The following is a 15,687-nucleotide window of genomic DNA, read 5'->3' on the forward strand; positions in this document are numbered from 1 at the left end:
GCGGCGGCGCGCGGGAGCACCCGGTGCGCGCGCAGCGCGGCGGCGAGCGCGCGGGGACGGGCGGCCTGGCCGAACGCCGACGCCAGGAGCACCAGCGAGACCGCGACCCCGGCGAGCGGGCCGGTCACCGGACCGCCTCGACCGCCAGCCCGGCGAGCCGCCGGGGGACCTCGCGCACCCGGTCCTCCTCCGGCAGGACGGTCACCAGCAGCGATCTCAGCGCCAGCAGGAAGTAGGGCCCCTGGCCCTCGACGGTGTCCTGGAACAGCTCGCCGCCCGCGACCCGGGCGCCCCGCCAGGGCGGCAGCCGGCGGCGGGTGCCCGCCGTCAGCGGCGTGATCTCCAGCAGGCCGAGGCCCGGGACCTCCTTGACCATCTCGGCCGGCTCGGCGCGCCGGGCGCGGCCGCGCGGCACGGCGACGATGCCGTCCTCGTGCTCGGTGAGCCGGACGGTGCCGAAGAACGCCACCGCGTCCGCCGGGCGCCCGTGGTAGAGGTGGGTGAACACCGCGTGGCGGCGGCCCTCCCACACGGCGGCGAGGACGGGGTCGCGCTGCCCGGTGTCGGGGTCGCGGGTCTCGGCCCGGCCGACCCGCAGCCGTCCGCCCTGCAGCCGGAACTCCTGCTCGAAGCGCTCGACGCCGATGTCCTCGGCCCAGCCGAGCGCGTCCGCGCGGGTGCCGCCGGAGATCTCGTGGAGCCGGCCGCGGTCGGCGATCCGCGCCACTGACGTGCACGGGCGCCCGAGGTCGTGGGCGCCGGCGAGCCGGACCCGCACGCCGTCCAGCGAACGGTGGGTGACCTCGCGTCCAGCCATGCCCATGCCGCCCCCTCCCTGCGGGACGCACGCCCCACAGAAGCACCGCGGGTAACAGGGGTGACGCTACGCGTGATCTACCGCTTCGGGGATAAACCTTCCGGAAGTGGTCACGTCCGGGAACGGGTAGGGTCAACTGCCGGACCCGCGCGGCGGCGGTGTCCCACGGCGGCGTTTCGGCCGCGTCCGGGCACGGCGCCGTCGGTAGGGTCGGGTGGTCCTCCGGCAGGTACGCGTTGAGGTGGAGCCCGTGAGCAAGGTCGATGTGCTGATCAAGCGGCTGGATCCCGAGCTGCCCCTGCCGGCCTACGCGCATCCGGGCGACGCGGGCGCCGATCTGGTCGCGGCCGTGGACGTCGAGCTGGCGCCGGGGGAGCGCGCCGTCGTCCCGACGGGCGTCGCGATCGCGCTGCCGGACGGCTACGCCGCTTTCATTCACCCCCGGTCCGGATTGGGCGCTAGGTTGGGGGTGACCATTGTCAACGCACCCGGTACGGTCGATGCCGGCTATCGGGGTGAGATCAAGGTGACCCTGCTGAACACCGACCCCCGCGCCGCGGTGACGCTGCGGCGCGGAGACCGCATCGCGCAGATGGTCGTGCAGCGGGTGGAGCGGGCGGTGTTCCACGAGGTCGCCGACCTTCCCGGAGCGGCGCGCGGAACCGGCGGGTTCGGGTCCACGGGCGGATTCGGCGCCACGCGCGTTTTCGGGAACAATGAGCACAGTCGAGAAGGAGCGTGAGTCGTGGCTTTTGGACGTCGCCGGCAGGCCGAGGAGCCCGAGAAGGAGCCCGAGGCGACCGCGGAGCCGGCGGAGACCGCCGAGGAGGCTCCCGCCAAGGCGGAGTCGGCCGAGGGCGGCCCGTGGGACTCCGAGGACTCCTTCCCCGAGCTGCAGCGGCTTGACTTCGGCTCCCTGCAGATCCCGGTCGCGCCGGGGCTGGGCTTCCAGGTGAACTTCGAGGCCACCCAGGTGGACGAGGAGGGCAACCCCCTCGACGGGCGGCCCGTCGCCGTGCTGGTGCAGTACGAGGAGAGCGCCATGCAGCTCCAGGTGTTCGCGGCGCCGAAGCGCAGCGGCATCTGGGACGACGTGCGGCGCGAGACCGCCAAGGACATCCAGGAGGAGGCCCAGGGCCAGATCCAGGAGGGCGAGGGCCCGTTCGGCCCCGAGCTGCTGGCGATGGTCCCGGCGGCGCTGACCGAGGAGGTCCTCGCGGAGATGCCGCAGGAGGTCCGCGAGCAGATCCCGGCCGAGTTCGTCGAGCAGGGCTGGGCGCCGCAGATCATCCGCTTCCTCGGCGTGGACGGCCCCCGCTGGTTCCTGCAGGCCGTGGTGCAGGGCGCCGCGATCGAGGACGAGGAGCAGTGGCAGGTCCTGGAGGACGTGCTGCGCGGTGTCGTCGTCGTCCGCGGCGACGCGCCGATGCCGCCCCGCGACCTGCTGGAGCTGCAGATCCCCAAGGAGTTCAGCGAGGCCGGGCAGGACGGCGAGGAGGAGGCCGTGGAGACCTTCGACCCGTTCGAGCGCGGCCCCGAGATCACCGAGGTGCGCTGACCCGCGGCACCGCCGCGGCCCGCGAACTCAGGCCCGCCCGCGCCGCACGCCTTTTCGGACGTGCGGCCGGGCGGGTTTCGCTTTCCCCGGCCCCGGCCGATCCCTTGCCTCGCGGCCCGCGCGGGTGGTCAATCGGGGCATGTCGAAGAAGACGCGCAAGCGCAGGGCCCGCAAGCGGGGCAAGCACAACAAGGGCAAGCGGCCCAACGCCCGGCACTGATCCGCGCCCGGACGGGCCCGGACCGTCCCGGACGGCGGCTCAGATCATCTCGAACGCCATCGCGTGCTCGACGCCGGCCTCCCGCCCGGCCGGCTCGGCGATGCCGGTGAGGAACTCCGCCGCGTCGAAGTCGGCGCCGAGGTTGGAGAAGTACACCTCGTGCGCGCGCAGCGAGTCGATCCCCGCCTGCAGGTGCCCGGTGACGTCCACGTAATGCGTGGGCTGCGGCGACCCGCTGAACAGTGTGAACCGGACGCCCTGCCACGGCTCCAGCCCGAGGTCGCGGAACACCCACCGGTTGGCGGCGTCGCGGACGGCGTCCGCGACGGCGAGCCCGAGCACCCGGTGGTCGGCCATGTTGAACCCGCCGCCGGGGAAGCCCTCCCGGAAGTTGATCGACAGCACCACCTCGGGCCGGTGCCGGCGGATGGCGCTCGCGAGCGCGCGCCGCAGCGGCAGCCCGTACTCCAGCATGCCGTCCGGCATGTCGAGGAACTCGACGGTGCCGACGCCGACCCGGCGCGCCGCCTCGATCTGCTCCGCGGTGCGGATGCGCCGGACCTCCTCGGGGTCCATCGAGTCGATCCCGGCCTCGCCGCGGGTGGCGAGCACCTCCGTCACGGCCTTGCCCTGCGCGGTCCACTTGGCGATCGCCGTCGAACACCCGTACTCCAGGTCGTCCGGGTGGGCGACGATCGCCAGGGCCCGCTCCCAGTCCTCAGGTACCACGTCCATCCCCTCATCCTGGCCGATCGCCGGGGCGCCCGGCGCGGTCCGCCGGGGCGGGGCCGGGAAGGCGGGGCCTACAGGTAGCGGAGCCACAGGTACGGCGTGGCGAGGGCGACCGTGACGAGGGTGACGACGAGTCCGTAGCGGGTGAAGCGCCAGAAGCTGATCGGGGTGCCGTTGCGGGCGGCGATGCCCAGCACGACGACGTTGGCGCTGGCGCCGATGGCGGTGGCGTTGCCGCCGAGGTCGGCGCCGAGGGCGAGCGCCCACCACAGGACGTTCCCCTCGCCGCCCGGGTGCTGCTGGACGAGGTCGGCGACGATGGGGCTCATCGTGGCGACGTAGGGGATGTTGTCCACGATCGCCGACAGCACCGCGGACGCCCACAGCAGCAGCATCGCCGCGACGCCGAGCCGGCCGTCGGTGGCGTCGGCGGCGGCCTGGGAGACGTCGCCGATGACGCCGGTCTCGACGAGCCCGCCGACCATCACGAACAGCCCGGCGAAGAACACGAGCGTGGGCCACTCGACCTCGCTGAGCGCCTCCTCGGTGGTCACCTTCGTCGCGGCGACGAGCAGGCCCGCGCCGAGCAGCGCCACCACGGACGGCTCGTAGTGCAGCACGGGGTGCAGCACGAACGCGGCGATCACGATCGCGAGGACGGTGAGCCCCTGCGCGAGCAGCCGCCGGTCGGTGATGGCCTCCCGCTCCTCCAGCGCCATGACCTCGGCGGCGAGGTCGGGGTCGTAGCGGAACTCGGCGCGGAACAGCCACCGGCACAGCAGGCAGAACACGACGACCAGCACCACCACCAGCGGCGCCAGGTGGACGAGGAAGTCGTTGAACGACAGCCCGCCCCGGCTGGCGATGATGATGTTGGGCGGGTCGCCGACGAGGGTGGCGGTGCCGCCGATGTTGGACGCCATGACCTCGGCGATCAGGTACGGCTCGGGCCGCAGCGCGAGCCGCTCGCAGACGAGGAAGGTGACGGGCGCGATCAGCAGGACGGTGGTGACGTTGTCCAGCAGCGCGGACGCCGCCGCCGTCAGCACGACCAGCATGACCATCAGCCGGTAGGGGCGCCCCCGCGCGCGCTTGGCGGCCCAGATCGCCACGAACTCGAACACGCCGGTGCGCCGCAGCACCGAGACGATCACCATCATCCCGAGCAGCAGGAAGATGACGTTCCAGTCGATCCCGGACTCGGAGGAGAAGAAGGCGCCGTGGGCGTCGGTGAGGTGCAGCAGGAGCATCAGGCCCGCGCCGCCGAGCGCCACCGCCGTCCGGTGCACCTTCTCCGACGCGATCAGCACGTAGGCGCAGACGAAGATGACGATCGCGGCGGTGGCCTGCACAAAGCCTCCCGGTCGGGTGTACGGCTGACGGACCTGCCGACCAGACTTCCCGGCGCACCGGAGGCGACTCTAGCGGGCGGCGCGTGCCGATGGCGATGCCGCCCTCTCGGCGATGGTGGGGTTTTGCCTACCCCGATCGGCGTGCTGGACCCATCCCCGGCGGCGTCCGCCGTCCGTAATTTCGTTGCCGAGGCGCCCCGCGAGGGGGCGCCGGGCGAAGGTGAGGGAACGATGTTCGGACGAGGCGGGACCGCCGCGGCGGCCCAGGCGCCCGGTGAGGCGCTCCGGCTCGACGGCGTGCGCAAGGTCTACGGCGCCGAGGGCAATCAGGTGGTGGCGCTGGACCGCGTGTCGCTGTCGCTGCCGGCCGGGTCGTTCACCGCGGTGATGGGCCCGTCCGGGTCGGGCAAGAGCACGCTGCTGCAGTGCGCGGCGGGCCTGGACCGTCCCACCGAGGGCCGCGTCTTCGTGGACGGCGCGGAGCTGACCGACGGCGGGGAGGCCGCGCTCACCAAGTTCCGGCGGCAGCGGATCGGCTTCATCTTCCAGCAGTTCAACCTGCTGCCGACGCTGGACGTGATGCAGAACGCGGTGCTGCCGCTGAAGCTCGCGGGAAGCAGGGTCGACAAGGCGCGGGCGCGGGCCGTCCTGGAGCGGGTGGGGCTCGGCGACCGGCTGGACCACCTGCCGGCGGAGCTGTCGGGCGGCCAGCAGCAGCGGGTGGCGATCGCGCGGGCGCTGGTGACCCGGCCGCGGGTGGTGTTCGCCGACGAGCCGACCGGCGCGCTCGACACCCGCAGCGCGCGTTCCGTGCTGGAGCTGCTCCGCGAGTCGGTGCGGGAGTCCGGGCAGACGGTGGTGATGGTCACCCACGACCCGGTCGCCGCGTCGTTCGCCGGCTCCGTGCTGTACCTGGCGGACGGGCGGATCGTCGGCCACCAGACCGCGCCGACGGCCGAGTCGGTCGCGGAGCGGATGACGCACCTGGCCGACGAGGTCGAGCGGCAGCGCGCGATGGCGGGGGCCTGACATGTTCGGACTGGCACTGCGGTCACTGCGCAAGCGCGCGAGCGCGTTCACGGCGAGCTTCCTCGCGCTGCTCCTCGGCGCAGTCATGATCATGGCGTTCGCCTCGATGCTCGACACGGCGGAGGCGAGCGGCGCGACCGGGGAGACCCGGGAGACGCTCGTCACGATGGCGACCGTCGTCGGCGGCTGGGGGCTGCTGCTGGTGGTCTTCGCGGTCGCCTCGACGCTGACCCTGTCGGTCCGGCAGCGGGCGGCGGAGATCGCGCTGCTGAAGAGCGTCGGCGCGACCCCGGCGCAGCTCGCCCGGATGATCGTCGGCGAGGCGGCGGGCCTGGCGCTGGCGGCGGCGCTGCTCGCGGTCGTTCCCGCGATCGGGGCCGGCCGGGCGCTGCTCGGGCTGCTGCACGACACCGGCCAGGTGCCGGCGGGGGTCGGCCACCACTTCGGCGCCGCCGCGCTGTCGATGGGGATCGGCGTCACGCTGGTCTCCGCGGTCGCCGCCGCGCTGATCACCGCGCGCCGCGCCGTCCGCGTCCGGGTGGCGGAGTCGATGGCCGCGGCCGCGACCGACGACACCCGGCTGAGCAGGAAGCGGATCGTGTTCGCGGCGGTGTTCCTGCTGCTCGCCGTGACCGAGGCGTCCATCACCGTCACGGTGATGGACGGCCAGGGCAGCGACGCGATGGCGACGTCCGGGCAGGCCGACATCTTCGCCGGGATCGGGCTGGCGCTGCTGGCCCCGGCGATCATGCGGCGGGTGACGGCCCTGACCGCCGGGCCGCTGCGGCTGCTCGGCGGGGCGGCCGGGAGCCTCGCGGCGGACACGATGCGCCGCCGGACGGGCGCGCTCGCGTCCGCGGTGACGCCGGTCGTGCTGTTCGTCGGGACGGCCGTCGGCACGCTGTACCTGCAGGCCACCGAGAACGCGGCCATGGACGCCGCCGGGCTCGCCAAGACGTCGGAGCAGAAGAGCATCGAGACGCTCAACTTCGTCGTCATCGGCATGGTGGTGCTGTTCACCGCGATCATGCTGGTCAACACGCTGGTCGCGGCGACCGCGCACCGGCGCCGCGAGTTCGGCCAGACCCGGCTCGCCGGCGCCACCCCGCGCCAGCTGCTCGGCGCGGTGGCGCTGGAGTCGGTGGTGCTGACCGCCACCGGCCTGCTCCTCGGGTCGGTCGCGGCGGTCTTCACGATCGTCCCGTTCGGCCTCGCCCGCCGCGACTCGCCCGTCCCCGACGGCGACGTGTGGATCTACCTCGCGGTCGCCGCCCTCGCCGCCGTGCTGACCGGCGCGACGGCCCACGCCGCGACCCGCCGCACGTTCCGCGTCCCGGCCGTGGAGGCCGCCCTCCGCTGACGGCCCCGCGTCGCGCGCCCATCCGGCCCGGATGGGCGCGCACGCGCGTCCGGGGGCACCGGCGGGGGGTCGATTCGTCCGCGGATGTCATACGCTTCGAGGTATGGACGAGGTTTCGGCCGGCACGCCGCCCCAGGCGGACCCCGGGGGGAACGAGCGCGGCAGGGGCGGCCTGCGGCGCTTCCTGCGGCGGATGGCGGCCGGCAAGGCCGAGCTCGAGGCCGAGGAACTGCAGAAGACCACCGGCGACGAGGGCGCGACGCCGATCACCGAGTGCGGCGCGCGCACGCGCAACTGCGTGGCGGGTACGCTACGTACCGTGACCCTGCGGCCGCGGGGCGGCGCGCCCGCGCTGGAGGCCGAGCTCTACGACGGCACCGACGTGATCAGCCTGGTCTGGCTCGGCCGGCGCAGGATCGCCGGCATCGACCCGGGCCGCCGGCTGCGCGCCGAGGGGCTGGTCAGCGTGCAGGACGGGCGCAAGGTCATGTTCAATCCGCGATACGAGCTGCGCGGCGGCTCGTGACGGCCGTCCCCGGGCGGCCGGGAGGGCAGATGGGCGAAGTGGCAGCGTGAGCGAGACGACAGCCGGGCGGGAGACCGCCGCGCACGACACCGTCGAGGCGGCCGTGCGCGCCCAGCTCACCAAGGCGCTCGGCGGCGTGCGCGGCATGCTGGAGGCCGCCGTCCCGACGATCGCGTTCACCGGCACCTACGTCGCGGCCGAGAACATCAGGCTCGCCGTCGCGGCCGGGATCGGCGCGGCGGTGGTGCTGCTGGTCGTCCGGATCGCGCAGCGCTCCAGCCCGCAGTTCGTGCTGAACAGCCTCGTCGGCATCGCGATCGCCGCGTTCTTCGCGCTGCGCTCCGGCAAGGCCGAGGACGCCTTCCTGCCCGGCATCATCCTCAACGCCGGCTACGCCGCCGCGATGATCTTCTCGATCGCGGTGCGCTGGCCCGTCGTCGGCTTCATCATCGGCTCGGTCACCGGCGACCCGACCGCCTGGCGGCGCGACCCCGGCATCGTGAAGCTGTGCTCCCGGCTCACCTGGCTGCTGGTGCTGCCCTGCGCGGCGCGCGTCGCCGTCCAGTACCCGATCTACCTCGCCGACGGCGACCAGAGCGGGCTGCTCGGCACCGCCAAGATCGTGATGGGCTGGCCGCTGCAGGTCGCCGCGCTGGCGGCGATGGTGTGGCTGCTCGCCCGGGGCCGCACCCCGATCGAACGCGAAGAACCCGCCTGACCGGAACGGCCGGGCGGGTTCTCGCGAGGGTCTCGGTGAGGGGGCTCAGCGCCCGCCGAGCAGTTCGGCGAGCTCGTCCTCCACGTCCTGGCTGGCCACGAACATCAGCTCGTCGCCCGGCTCCAGGGTGTCGTCGGCCGACGGCACCAGCACCCGCCCCTCCCGCAGGATCGCCACGAGCGCGGTGTCGCGCGGCCACTCCACCGACCCGACCCGCTGCCCGCCGAGCGGCGCGTCGTCCGGCAGCGTCAGCTCGACCAGGTTCGCCTCGCCCTGCCGGAACGTCATCAGCCGGACGAGGTCGCCGACGCTGACCGCCTCCTCCACCAGCGCCGACAGCAGCCGCGGCGTGGACACGGCCACGTCCACGCCCCACGACTCGTTGAACAGCCACTCGTTGTTCGGGTGGTTGATCCGCGCCACCACGCGCGGCACCCCATACTCGGTCTTCGCGAGCAGCGACACCACGAGGTTGACCTTGTCGTCGCCGGACGAGGCCACCACGACCTGGCAGCGCTCCAGCGCCGCGTCGTCCAGCGAGGAGATCTCGCACGCGTCGGCCAGCAGCCACTCCGCGCGCGGCACCATCTCCACCTTGATGGCCTTGGGGTTCTTGTCGATCAGGAGCACCTCGTGCCCGTTCTCCAGCAGCTCCTGGGCGATGGAGCGGCCCACCGCGCCGGCCCCGGCGATCGCGACCCGCATCAGGCGTCCTCCCCGTCCCGCGCCGCGACGGCGGCGTTCACCCGCTCCAGATCGTCGGCGCTCGCCATGATGTGCACGATGTCGCCGTCCTGGATCACCGTGTCCCGGTCGGGGACGAGGGCCTCGCCCATCCGCGACAGGAACGCGACCCGGGTGCCGGCGTGCTCCTCCAGCGCGCCGACCTTCGCGCCGACCCACAGGTGCCCGGAGTCCAGCTCGGCGAGGACGACCGCGCCGGTCGGGTCGCGCCACAGCGGCTCGGCGCCCTCCGGCAGCAGCCGGCGCAGGATCTGGTCGGCCGTCCAGCGGACCGTCGCGACCGTGGGGATGCCGAGGCGCTGGTAGACCTCCGCGCGGCGCGGGTCGTAGATCCGGGCCACCACGTTGTCGACGCCGAACGTCTCGCGCGCCACCCGGGCGGAGATGATGTTGGAGTTGTCGCCGCTGCTGACGGCCACGAACGCCGACGCCCGCTCGATGCCCGCCTCGGCGATCACATCGCGGTCGAATCCGAACCCGGTGATGCGGCGGCCCCGGAACCCGCTGCGCAGCCGGCGGAACGCCTCCGGATTCTGGTCGATGATGGCCACCGAATGGCCCTTGTCCTCCAGGATGTGGGCGAGCGTCGAGCCGACCCGCCCGCATCCCATGATCACGATATGCACGGCCGTTCCCTCTTCCGTCCAGGGGGACGCTCCCCCTGTACCCCCGCGCCGGTGCACGGCATTCGTCGCTGCGCCGCCGACGCCGTGCCGCACCCGAGGACCGTTTTCCGAAAAATGATCCCTGCCGGGCTGCAAACCTACACATCCCCCCAGGCGAGTACTACCCAACCAGGTCTCCGACCGGGTGGGGAAAACGGTGTCATCGGACGGGGCTAGGCTCTCCTTTCGTGTCAAGGGTTCCGGACCTCGCGAAGCGGCTTCTGCTGGGCCGCGCGCTGAGCAGTTCCCAGCAGCACGAGCAGCTGCTGAAGAAGCGGATCGCGCTGCCCGTCTTCGCCAGCGACGCGCTGTCCTCGGTGGCCTACGCCCCGCAGGAGATCCTGCTCGCGCTCGGCGCGGGCGGCCTCGTGATGTACCACTACACCCCCTGGGTGGCCGCGGCCGTGGTGGTGATCCTGCTGACCGTGGTCGCCTCCTACCGGCAGAACGTCCGGGCCTACCAGAGCGGCGGCGGCGACTTCGAGGTCGCCACCACCAACCTCGGCGACAACTGGGGCGTCCTCGTCGCCAGCGCGCTGCTCGTCGACTACACCCTCACCGTCGCGGTGTCGGTCTCGTCCGGGGTGGAGAACCTCGGCGCGCTGCTGACGTTCATGCAGCCGCACGAGGTCGCCGTGGCGATCGGCATCGTCGTCCTGCTCACCATCGGCAACCTGCGCGGTATCAAGGAGGCCGGGGTCGCGTTCGCGATCCCCACCTACCTGTTCATGTTCGCGGTGTTCAGCATGCTGGCGTGGGGCCTGATCCGGCTGGTCGCGGGCGCCGAGCTGCAGGCGGAGACCGCGCACCTGGAGGTCCGCGGCGACGAGACCGACATCGCCGGGTTCGCGCTGGTCTTCCTGCTGCTGCGGGCGTTCTCGTCCGGCTGCGCCGCGCTGACCGGGGTCGAGGCGATCAGCAACGGGGTCCCGGCGTTCCGCAAGCCCAAGGGCGAGAACGCCGCCCGCACGCTGCTCGCGCTCGGGCTCGTCGCGATGACGATGTTCGGCGGGGTGGTGGCGTTCGCGTTCATCACCGACGTCCGGTTCACCGACTTCGGCCAGGACAGCGTGCTCGTCAACCCGGCCACCGGGCAGGTGATCGAGCACGCCGACCCGGTGATCGCGCAGGTCGCGCACACCGTGTTCAGCAACTTCACCCCCGGCTTCGCGCTCGTCACCGCGATGACCGCGCTGATCCTGTTCCTCGCCGCCAACACCGCGTTCAACGGGTTCCCGGTGCTCGCCTCGGTGCTCGCCCAGAACCGCTACCTGCCGCGCCAACTGCACACCCGCGGCGACCGGCTCGCCTACAGCAACGGCATCATCATCCTCGCCACCATGGCGGGGCTGCTGATCTACGCCTACGACGCGTCCGTCAGCCGGCTGATCCCGCTCTACACCGTCGGCGTCTTCGTGTCGTTCACCGTCAGCCAGGTCGGCATGGTGCGGCACTGGAACCGGCTGCTCGCCGCCGAGCAGGACCCCGCGCAGCGCCGCCGGATGAAGACCTCCCGCGGCATCAACGCGTTCGGCGCCACCCTCACCGGCATCGTCCTCGTCGTCGTGCTGATCACCAAGTTCGCGCTCGGCGCCTACATCGTGTGCATCGCGATGCCGGTGCTGTTCCTGCTGATGAAGGCGATCCGGCGGCACTACGACCGGGTCGCCGAGGAGCTGGTGCCCTCTGGCGAGGACGTCGCGCTGCCCGCCCGCAACCACGGCATCGTGCTCGTCTCGAAGATCCACAAGCCGACGCTGCGGGCGCTGGCCTACGCCCGCGCCACCCGCCCGTCCACGCTGGAGGCGGTGACCGTCGCGGTGGACGCCGAGGAGTCCCGGCGGCTCCAGGAGGAGTGGGACGCCCTCGACATCCCCGTCCCGCTGAAGATCCTCGACTCGCCGTACCGGGAGATCACCCGGCCCGTCCTCGCCTACGTCAAGAGCGTCCGCCGGCGCAGCCCCCGCGACGTCGTGACCGTGTTCATCCCCGAGTACGTCGTCGGGCACTGGTGGGAGCAGCTGCTGCACAACCAGAGCGCGCTGCGGCTGAAGGGGCGGCTGCTGTTCCAGCCGGGCGTCATGGTGACCAGCGTCGCGTGGCAGCTGCAGTCGTCGGACCGGCTGAAGGGGCGGGTCGAGCCGCCCGGGCCGGGGTCGTCCCGGCGCCCGCCGCGGACCGGGACGCGCCCCGGTGCCGGTAGTGTTTCGGATCGTGACTGAACTCGAACCCGACGTCCTCGAACTGGAGGTCGGCAACGTCGCCAACGGCGGATTCTGCGTCGCCCGGCACGAGGGCCGGGTGGTCTTCGTCCGGCACGCCCTGCCCGGCGAACGGGTGCGGGCCCGCGTCACCGACCGGACCAAGAACTTCCTGCGCGCCGACGCCGTGGAGATCATCGAGGCGTCCCCGGACCGCGTCCAGCCGCCCTGCCCGTTCGCCGGGCCGGGCCGCTGCGGCGGCTGCGACTGGCAGCACGCCTCCCTTCCCGCCCAGCGCGCGCTCAAGGCCGCCGTGGTGGAGGAGCAGCTCCAGCGCCTCGCCGGCATCACCCGCACGGTGACGGTCGAGGAGGTCCCCTACCCGGTCGACGCCGAGGTCGCGCCGCCGCCCGGGCTGGGCTGGCGCACCCGCGTCCAGTTCGCCGTCGCGTCCGGCACCGTCGGGCTCCGCAGGCACCGCTCCCACGACATCGAGCCGATCGACGAGTGCCTGATCGCCCACCCGGGCGTCGAGCTGATGGGCATCGAGCGCAAGCGCTGGCCCGGCGCGTCCGGCGTCGAGGGCATCGTCTCCGCCACCACCGGCGACCGCCTGGTCGTGCTGCGCGGCCGCGACCGCCGCAAGATCAAGGTGCCGCGGCTGGACGTGCCGGTCCGCCTCGTGCGCGGCAAGCCGGAACCGGGCGGCACCCTGCCGTACGTCCGCGAGGAGGTCTCCGGGCGGCTGTTCCAGGTGAGCGGCAGCGGCTTCTGGCAGGTCCACCCGGGCGCGGCGCAACTGCTCGCCGACGCCGTGCTGGACGCCCTCGAACCGAAGCCCGGCGACATCGCCCTCGACCTGTACTGCGGCGTCGGCCTGTTCGCCGGCGTCCTCGCCGACCGGATCGGCCCGGACGGCCTCGTCGTCGGCGTCGAGTCCGACGGGCAGGCCGTCCGCGACGCCCGCTTCAACCTGCGCGACCTGCCGAACGTGTCGATCGAGCGCGGCCCCGTCGAGGAGGTCGTCGCCGACCTGGAGTTCGGCCGCGCCTCCAGCCATTCCCGCACGCAGAACAAGCGCGGCGGCGGCCACCACCGGGGCGAGCGCGTCCGGCGCGCCGACGTGGTCGTCCTCGACCCGCCGCGCACCGGCGCGGGCCGCGAGGTCGTCGAGCACATCACCCGGCTGGCCGGCCGCAAGATCGCCTACGTGTCCTGCGATCCGGCGACGCTGGCCCGCGACCTCGCCTACTTCGGCGAGCGCGGCTGGACCTTGGAGGGCCTGCGCGCCTTCGACGCCTTCCCGATGACCCAGCATGTGGAGTGCCTGGCGACACTGGTGCGGGGCTGAGAAAACCCGTTGCGGCCCCGGCATACGGTAGAACCATGATCGAGATCAGGGACGTGCCGGAGTTCGACGTCGAGCGCATGGTCGACCTGGCCGGCACGGTCTTCCACGTCAGGACCGACGACCCCGAGCGCGACGCGTGGAAGCCCCGCCGCTCCGAACGCGTCGGCGCCTACGACGGCGGCGCCCTGGTCGGCCAGCTCGCGACCCTGCCGATGCGGCTGGCCGTGCCGGGCGCGCTCCTCGACTGCTCGGCGGTCTCCTTCGTCGGGGTGCTGCCGACCCACCGGCGGCGGGGCATCCTCACCTCGCTGATCGACCGGATGCACGCCGACGCGGTCGCCGCCGGCCGCCCGGTCGCCGCGCTGTGGGCGTCGCAGGGGGCCATCTACGGCCGGTACGGCTTCGGCCTCGCCACCCGCGCGATCGCCCTGGAGGTCGACGCCTCCCGGCCCCTCGCCCTCCGCACCGCCCCGGACGAGCGGCCCCTGCGGCTGGTGGACGTCGCGTCCGCGCCGGAGGTCCTCGACGCGATCCACCGCCGCGGCCTGTCCGCCCGGCCGGGCGGGCTCGTCCGCGACCCCGAATGGTGGATGCGCGCCATCCTGCGCTCGGAGGACGGCGAGGCGCCCGGTTACACCGCCCCGCGCGTCGTCGCCCACCCGGCCGGCTACGCCGTCTACCGCGGCCACGGGAACGGGACGATCAGGGTCGTCGACCTCGTGGCCGACACGCCGCAGGCCGAGGCCGCGCTGTGGCGGTACCTGGTGTCGATCGACCTGGCGTCCCGCGTCCACGCGCCGAACCGTCCGGTGGACGACCTGCTCCCGCACATGGCCGCCGACCCCGACCAGGTCTCCGTGAAGGAGGGGTTCGGCGCGCTGTGGGTGCGCCTGATCGACGTCCCGGGCGCGCTCCGCGCCCGCTCGTGGGCCGCCGAGGACTCCTTCGTCCTGGAGGTCGAGGACGCGCGCATCCCCGCCAACGCGGGCCGCTGGCGCCTCACCACCGGCGACGCTCCAGCCTGCGAGCCGGCCGCGGAAGCACCCGACCTGGCCATGACCGCCGCCGACCTGGCCTCCGTCTACCTGGGCGGCACCAGCCCGGTCACCCTGGCCAGGATCGGCGCGATCACCGAGCACACGGAGGGCGCAGCCGCCCGGCTGGCCGCCGCGCTCGCCGTCCCGCTGGCCCCGTACATCAACGACGAGTTCTGATCCGGGCGGCCGCCGCCGGCGGGGTCACCGCCAGAAGAGGACCTTCGCGGTGCCGCTCTGGAGGGTCGCCGGGGCGGTGCCGTGCTGGACGATCTGCACGCGCACCCGGTGCCCCGCGCCGACGACGTCGGCGGAGACGCCATAGAGCACGTAGGTCGTGTCGCCCGCGGAGACGAAGTCCTGGACGGGCCCGGCCTCGTACTTGCCCGTGTCCGCTGACTCGACCTCGATGGCGCGGGCCTGCAGGAGGGTGCCCGCGGGGACGCCCTGCACGGTCGCGGCGACGGACAGGCTGTACCGAGCGGAGCCGTTCAGCAGGTCCGCGCCGCCCTTGTCGGCGTGCTGGTGCTCGGAGTCGGAGTACTCGTGCGCCCAGGTGACGGTCGTCCACTGGCCGGGCGGGAGCGGCTGGCCCGCCCCGGCGCCCGCGGACACGTAGTCGGGGACGTCGCCGCCCGAGGGCGCGGCGCCGACGCGCCACTGCCCGTAGTCGCTCTTCACGGCGCGGTCGTAGTCGACGCCGACCCCGTTGATCTTGTGGTCGTTGGAGTACTGCTGGAGCTGCGCGCGGGCGTCCCAGCGGCCGCCGGACCAGGCGTACGTCTGCCAGCCGTAGGTGATCTTGCCGGCGTCGAAGGCGCGCTTCATCGGGCCGTAGCCGGCGTAGAGGCCGACGCGGTCGCGGCCGATGACGCTCGCGGCGCCGTCCAGGTAGGCGTTGATCTCGTCCTGCTGGGAGGCGGAGGCGTCCCAGTCGGCGGCGAAGTAGATGGGGCGGCCGTCCGGCATGCCGCAGGCCCTGGCCTGCGCGGCGGCGTCCTCGGCGTCCGCGGCGCCGGCGGAGCGTCCGTCCAGGGCGCGCTTGGCGCTGGTCTCCCAGACGACCACCAGCCAGATGCCGGCCCCGGACAGGTCGTCGGCCTCGGCGCGGGTGAGGTTCTTGCCGCTCGTGTCGTGCGACAGGTAGCGGCACGCGAACTTCGCCCCGGCCCGCTTCAGCGCGGCGGTGCCGGGGCGTCCCCACGCGTAGTCGACGCCGAAGACAGCCATGTCAACTCCATGGGTCGGGGAGTCGGTCCCGGCCGATTCAACAACGTGCGCCGCGAAGATCGCAGCACTTTGGGCAGGTTCGCAGCTCAGCGGGCATGCGGTGCTGGCCTTGTGGACAGCACCCGGCGGACGGGCCCGGAGGCGACACGC

General features: G+C 73.4%; 15 protein-coding genes. 9 read left to right on the forward strand and 6 right to left on the reverse strand.

Translation table 11 applies throughout. The features are described 5' to 3' along the window. Positions 1-124 precede the first annotated feature (124 nt). Entirely contained in the window at positions 125-823 is a 699-nt protein-coding gene (locus AB0K34_RS35425) for a hypothetical protein (RefSeq protein WP_138633702.1), read from the reverse strand. 244 nt (positions 824-1,067) lie between these two features. On the opposite strand from AB0K34_RS35425, the gene dut reads away from it, so the two are divergent. Further along, positions 1,068-1,559 (forward strand): dUTP diphosphatase, encoded by a 492-nt coding sequence (dut, locus tag AB0K34_RS35430; protein WP_138633705.1) that lies wholly within the window; start codon positions 1,068-1,070, stop codon positions 1,557-1,559. Between the two features lie 3 nt (positions 1,560-1,562). Further along, positions 1,563-2,375, forward strand: a complete 813-nt coding sequence (locus AB0K34_RS35435) for a DUF3710 domain-containing protein (RefSeq protein ID WP_138633708.1) — start codon at positions 1,563-1,565, stop codon at positions 2,373-2,375. 259 nt (positions 2,376-2,634) lie between these two features. Here AB0K34_RS35435 and AB0K34_RS35440 read toward each other — a convergent pair whose 3' ends face one another. Both AB0K34_RS35440 and AB0K34_RS35445 read right to left on the reverse strand, forming a co-directional pair. After that, on the reverse strand, positions 2,635-3,330 hold the full coding sequence (locus tag AB0K34_RS35440) for a PIG-L deacetylase family protein (RefSeq protein ID WP_138633711.1): 696 nt from the start codon (positions 3,328-3,330) through the stop codon (positions 2,635-2,637). 68 nt (positions 3,331-3,398) lie between these two features. Then, positions 3,399-4,679: an ArsB/NhaD family transporter gene (locus AB0K34_RS35445; protein WP_301177722.1), complete on the reverse strand. Its 1,281-nt coding sequence runs from the start codon at positions 4,677-4,679 to the stop codon at positions 3,399-3,401. Positions 4,680-4,910: 231 nt separating this feature from the next. Here AB0K34_RS35445 and AB0K34_RS35450 point away from each other — a divergent pair, with 231 nt between their 5' ends. The 4 genes from AB0K34_RS35450 to AB0K34_RS35465 all read left to right on the forward strand — a co-directional run bounded on the left by AB0K34_RS35450 (position 4,911) and on the right by AB0K34_RS35465 (position 8,312). Next, the gene (locus AB0K34_RS35450) at positions 4,911-5,708 is read left to right on the forward strand and encodes an ABC transporter ATP-binding protein (RefSeq protein WP_138633717.1); all 798 of its coding nucleotides are present in this window, start codon (positions 4,911-4,913) and stop codon (positions 5,706-5,708) included. A gap of 1 nt (position 5,709) precedes the next feature. Further along, positions 5,710-7,068 (forward strand): FtsX-like permease family protein, encoded by a 1,359-nt coding sequence (locus AB0K34_RS35455; protein WP_364553213.1) that lies wholly within the window; start codon positions 5,710-5,712, stop codon positions 7,066-7,068. A 103-nt stretch (positions 7,069-7,171) separates the two neighbouring features. Next, entirely contained in the window at positions 7,172-7,594 is a 423-nt protein-coding gene (locus AB0K34_RS35460) for an OB-fold nucleic acid binding domain-containing protein (RefSeq protein ID WP_364553214.1), read from the forward strand. A gap of 46 nt (positions 7,595-7,640) precedes the next feature. After that, positions 7,641-8,312 carry a DUF3159 domain-containing protein gene (locus tag AB0K34_RS35465; protein WP_240807157.1) on the forward strand — a complete coding sequence of 224 codons (672 nt, stop codon included), beginning with the start codon at positions 7,641-7,643 and terminating at the stop codon, positions 8,310-8,312. 45 nt (positions 8,313-8,357) lie between these two features. Here the strand turns inward: AB0K34_RS35465 and AB0K34_RS35470 are convergent, their stop codons facing one another. Then, positions 8,358-9,017, reverse strand: coding sequence for a TrkA family potassium uptake protein (locus tag AB0K34_RS35470; protein ID WP_301176720.1), 660 nt, complete (start codon positions 9,015-9,017; stop codon positions 8,358-8,360). Further along, on the reverse strand, positions 9,017-9,682 hold the full coding sequence (locus AB0K34_RS35475; protein ID WP_301176721.1) for a TrkA family potassium uptake protein: 666 nt from the start codon (positions 9,680-9,682) through the stop codon (positions 9,017-9,019). Before AB0K34_RS35475 ends, AB0K34_RS35470 begins: the two co-directional genes overlap by 1 nt. Before the next feature lie 227 nt (positions 9,683-9,909). Here AB0K34_RS35475 and AB0K34_RS35480 point away from each other — a divergent pair, with 227 nt between their 5' ends. Genes AB0K34_RS35480 through AB0K34_RS35490 form a run of 3 tightly spaced genes read left to right on the forward strand, consistent with a single transcriptional unit; the run spans position 9,910 to position 14,487 of the window. Then, positions 9,910-11,943 (forward strand): APC family permease, encoded by a 2,034-nt coding sequence (locus tag AB0K34_RS35480; RefSeq protein WP_138633734.1) that lies wholly within the window; start codon positions 9,910-9,912, stop codon positions 11,941-11,943. Next, positions 11,933-13,273, forward strand: coding sequence for a class I SAM-dependent RNA methyltransferase (locus AB0K34_RS35485; protein ID WP_364553221.1), 1,341 nt, complete (start codon positions 11,933-11,935; stop codon positions 13,271-13,273). The genes AB0K34_RS35480 and AB0K34_RS35485 overlap by 11 nt, the downstream gene beginning before the upstream one ends. A gap of 35 nt (positions 13,274-13,308) precedes the next feature. Next, positions 13,309-14,487 (forward strand): GNAT family N-acetyltransferase, encoded by a 1,179-nt coding sequence (locus AB0K34_RS35490; protein WP_364553216.1) that lies wholly within the window; start codon positions 13,309-13,311, stop codon positions 14,485-14,487. A 24-nt stretch (positions 14,488-14,511) separates the two neighbouring features. On the opposite strand, the gene AB0K34_RS35495 is transcribed toward AB0K34_RS35490, so the two are convergent. Continuing rightward, a complete protein-coding gene (locus tag AB0K34_RS35495) occupies positions 14,512-15,537 on the reverse strand; it encodes a glycoside hydrolase domain-containing protein (RefSeq protein ID WP_364553217.1) in 1,026 nt (341 codons plus the stop codon). Positions 15,538-15,687: the final 150 nt, after the last annotated feature.

The sequence above is a fragment of the Actinomadura sp. NPDC049382 genome, from assembly GCF_040677125.1.
GTDB classification, from domain to species: domain Bacteria; phylum Actinomycetota; class Actinomycetes; order Streptosporangiales; family Streptosporangiaceae; genus Spirillospora; species Spirillospora geliboluensis.

Excerpts from the sequence above, each read along its gene's own strand:
- AB0K34_RS35460 (WP_364553214.1), top strand. The coding sequence starts at position 7,172 with ATGGACGAGGTTTCGGCCGGCACGCCGCCCCAGGCGGACCCCGGGGGG.
- AB0K34_RS35425 (WP_138633702.1), bottom strand. The coding sequence starts at position 823 with ATGGGCATGGCTGGACGCGAGGTCACCCACCGTTCGCTGGACGGCGTG.
- AB0K34_RS35440 (WP_138633711.1), bottom strand. The coding sequence starts at position 3,330 with ATGGACGTGGTACCTGAGGACTGGGAGCGGGCCCTGGCGATCGTCGCC.
- AB0K34_RS35490 (WP_364553216.1), top strand. The coding sequence starts at position 13,309 with ATGATCGAGATCAGGGACGTGCCGGAGTTCGACGTCGAGCGCATGGTC.
- AB0K34_RS35495 (WP_364553217.1), bottom strand. The coding sequence starts at position 15,537 with ATGGCTGTCTTCGGCGTCGACTACGCGTGGGGACGCCCCGGCACCGCC.
- AB0K34_RS35450 (WP_138633717.1), top strand. The coding sequence starts at position 4,911 with ATGTTCGGACGAGGCGGGACCGCCGCGGCGGCCCAGGCGCCCGGTGAG.
- AB0K34_RS35470 (WP_301176720.1), bottom strand. The coding sequence starts at position 9,017 with ATGCGGGTCGCGATCGCCGGGGCCGGCGCGGTGGGCCGCTCCATCGCC.
- AB0K34_RS35455 (WP_364553213.1), top strand. The coding sequence starts at position 5,710 with ATGTTCGGACTGGCACTGCGGTCACTGCGCAAGCGCGCGAGCGCGTTC.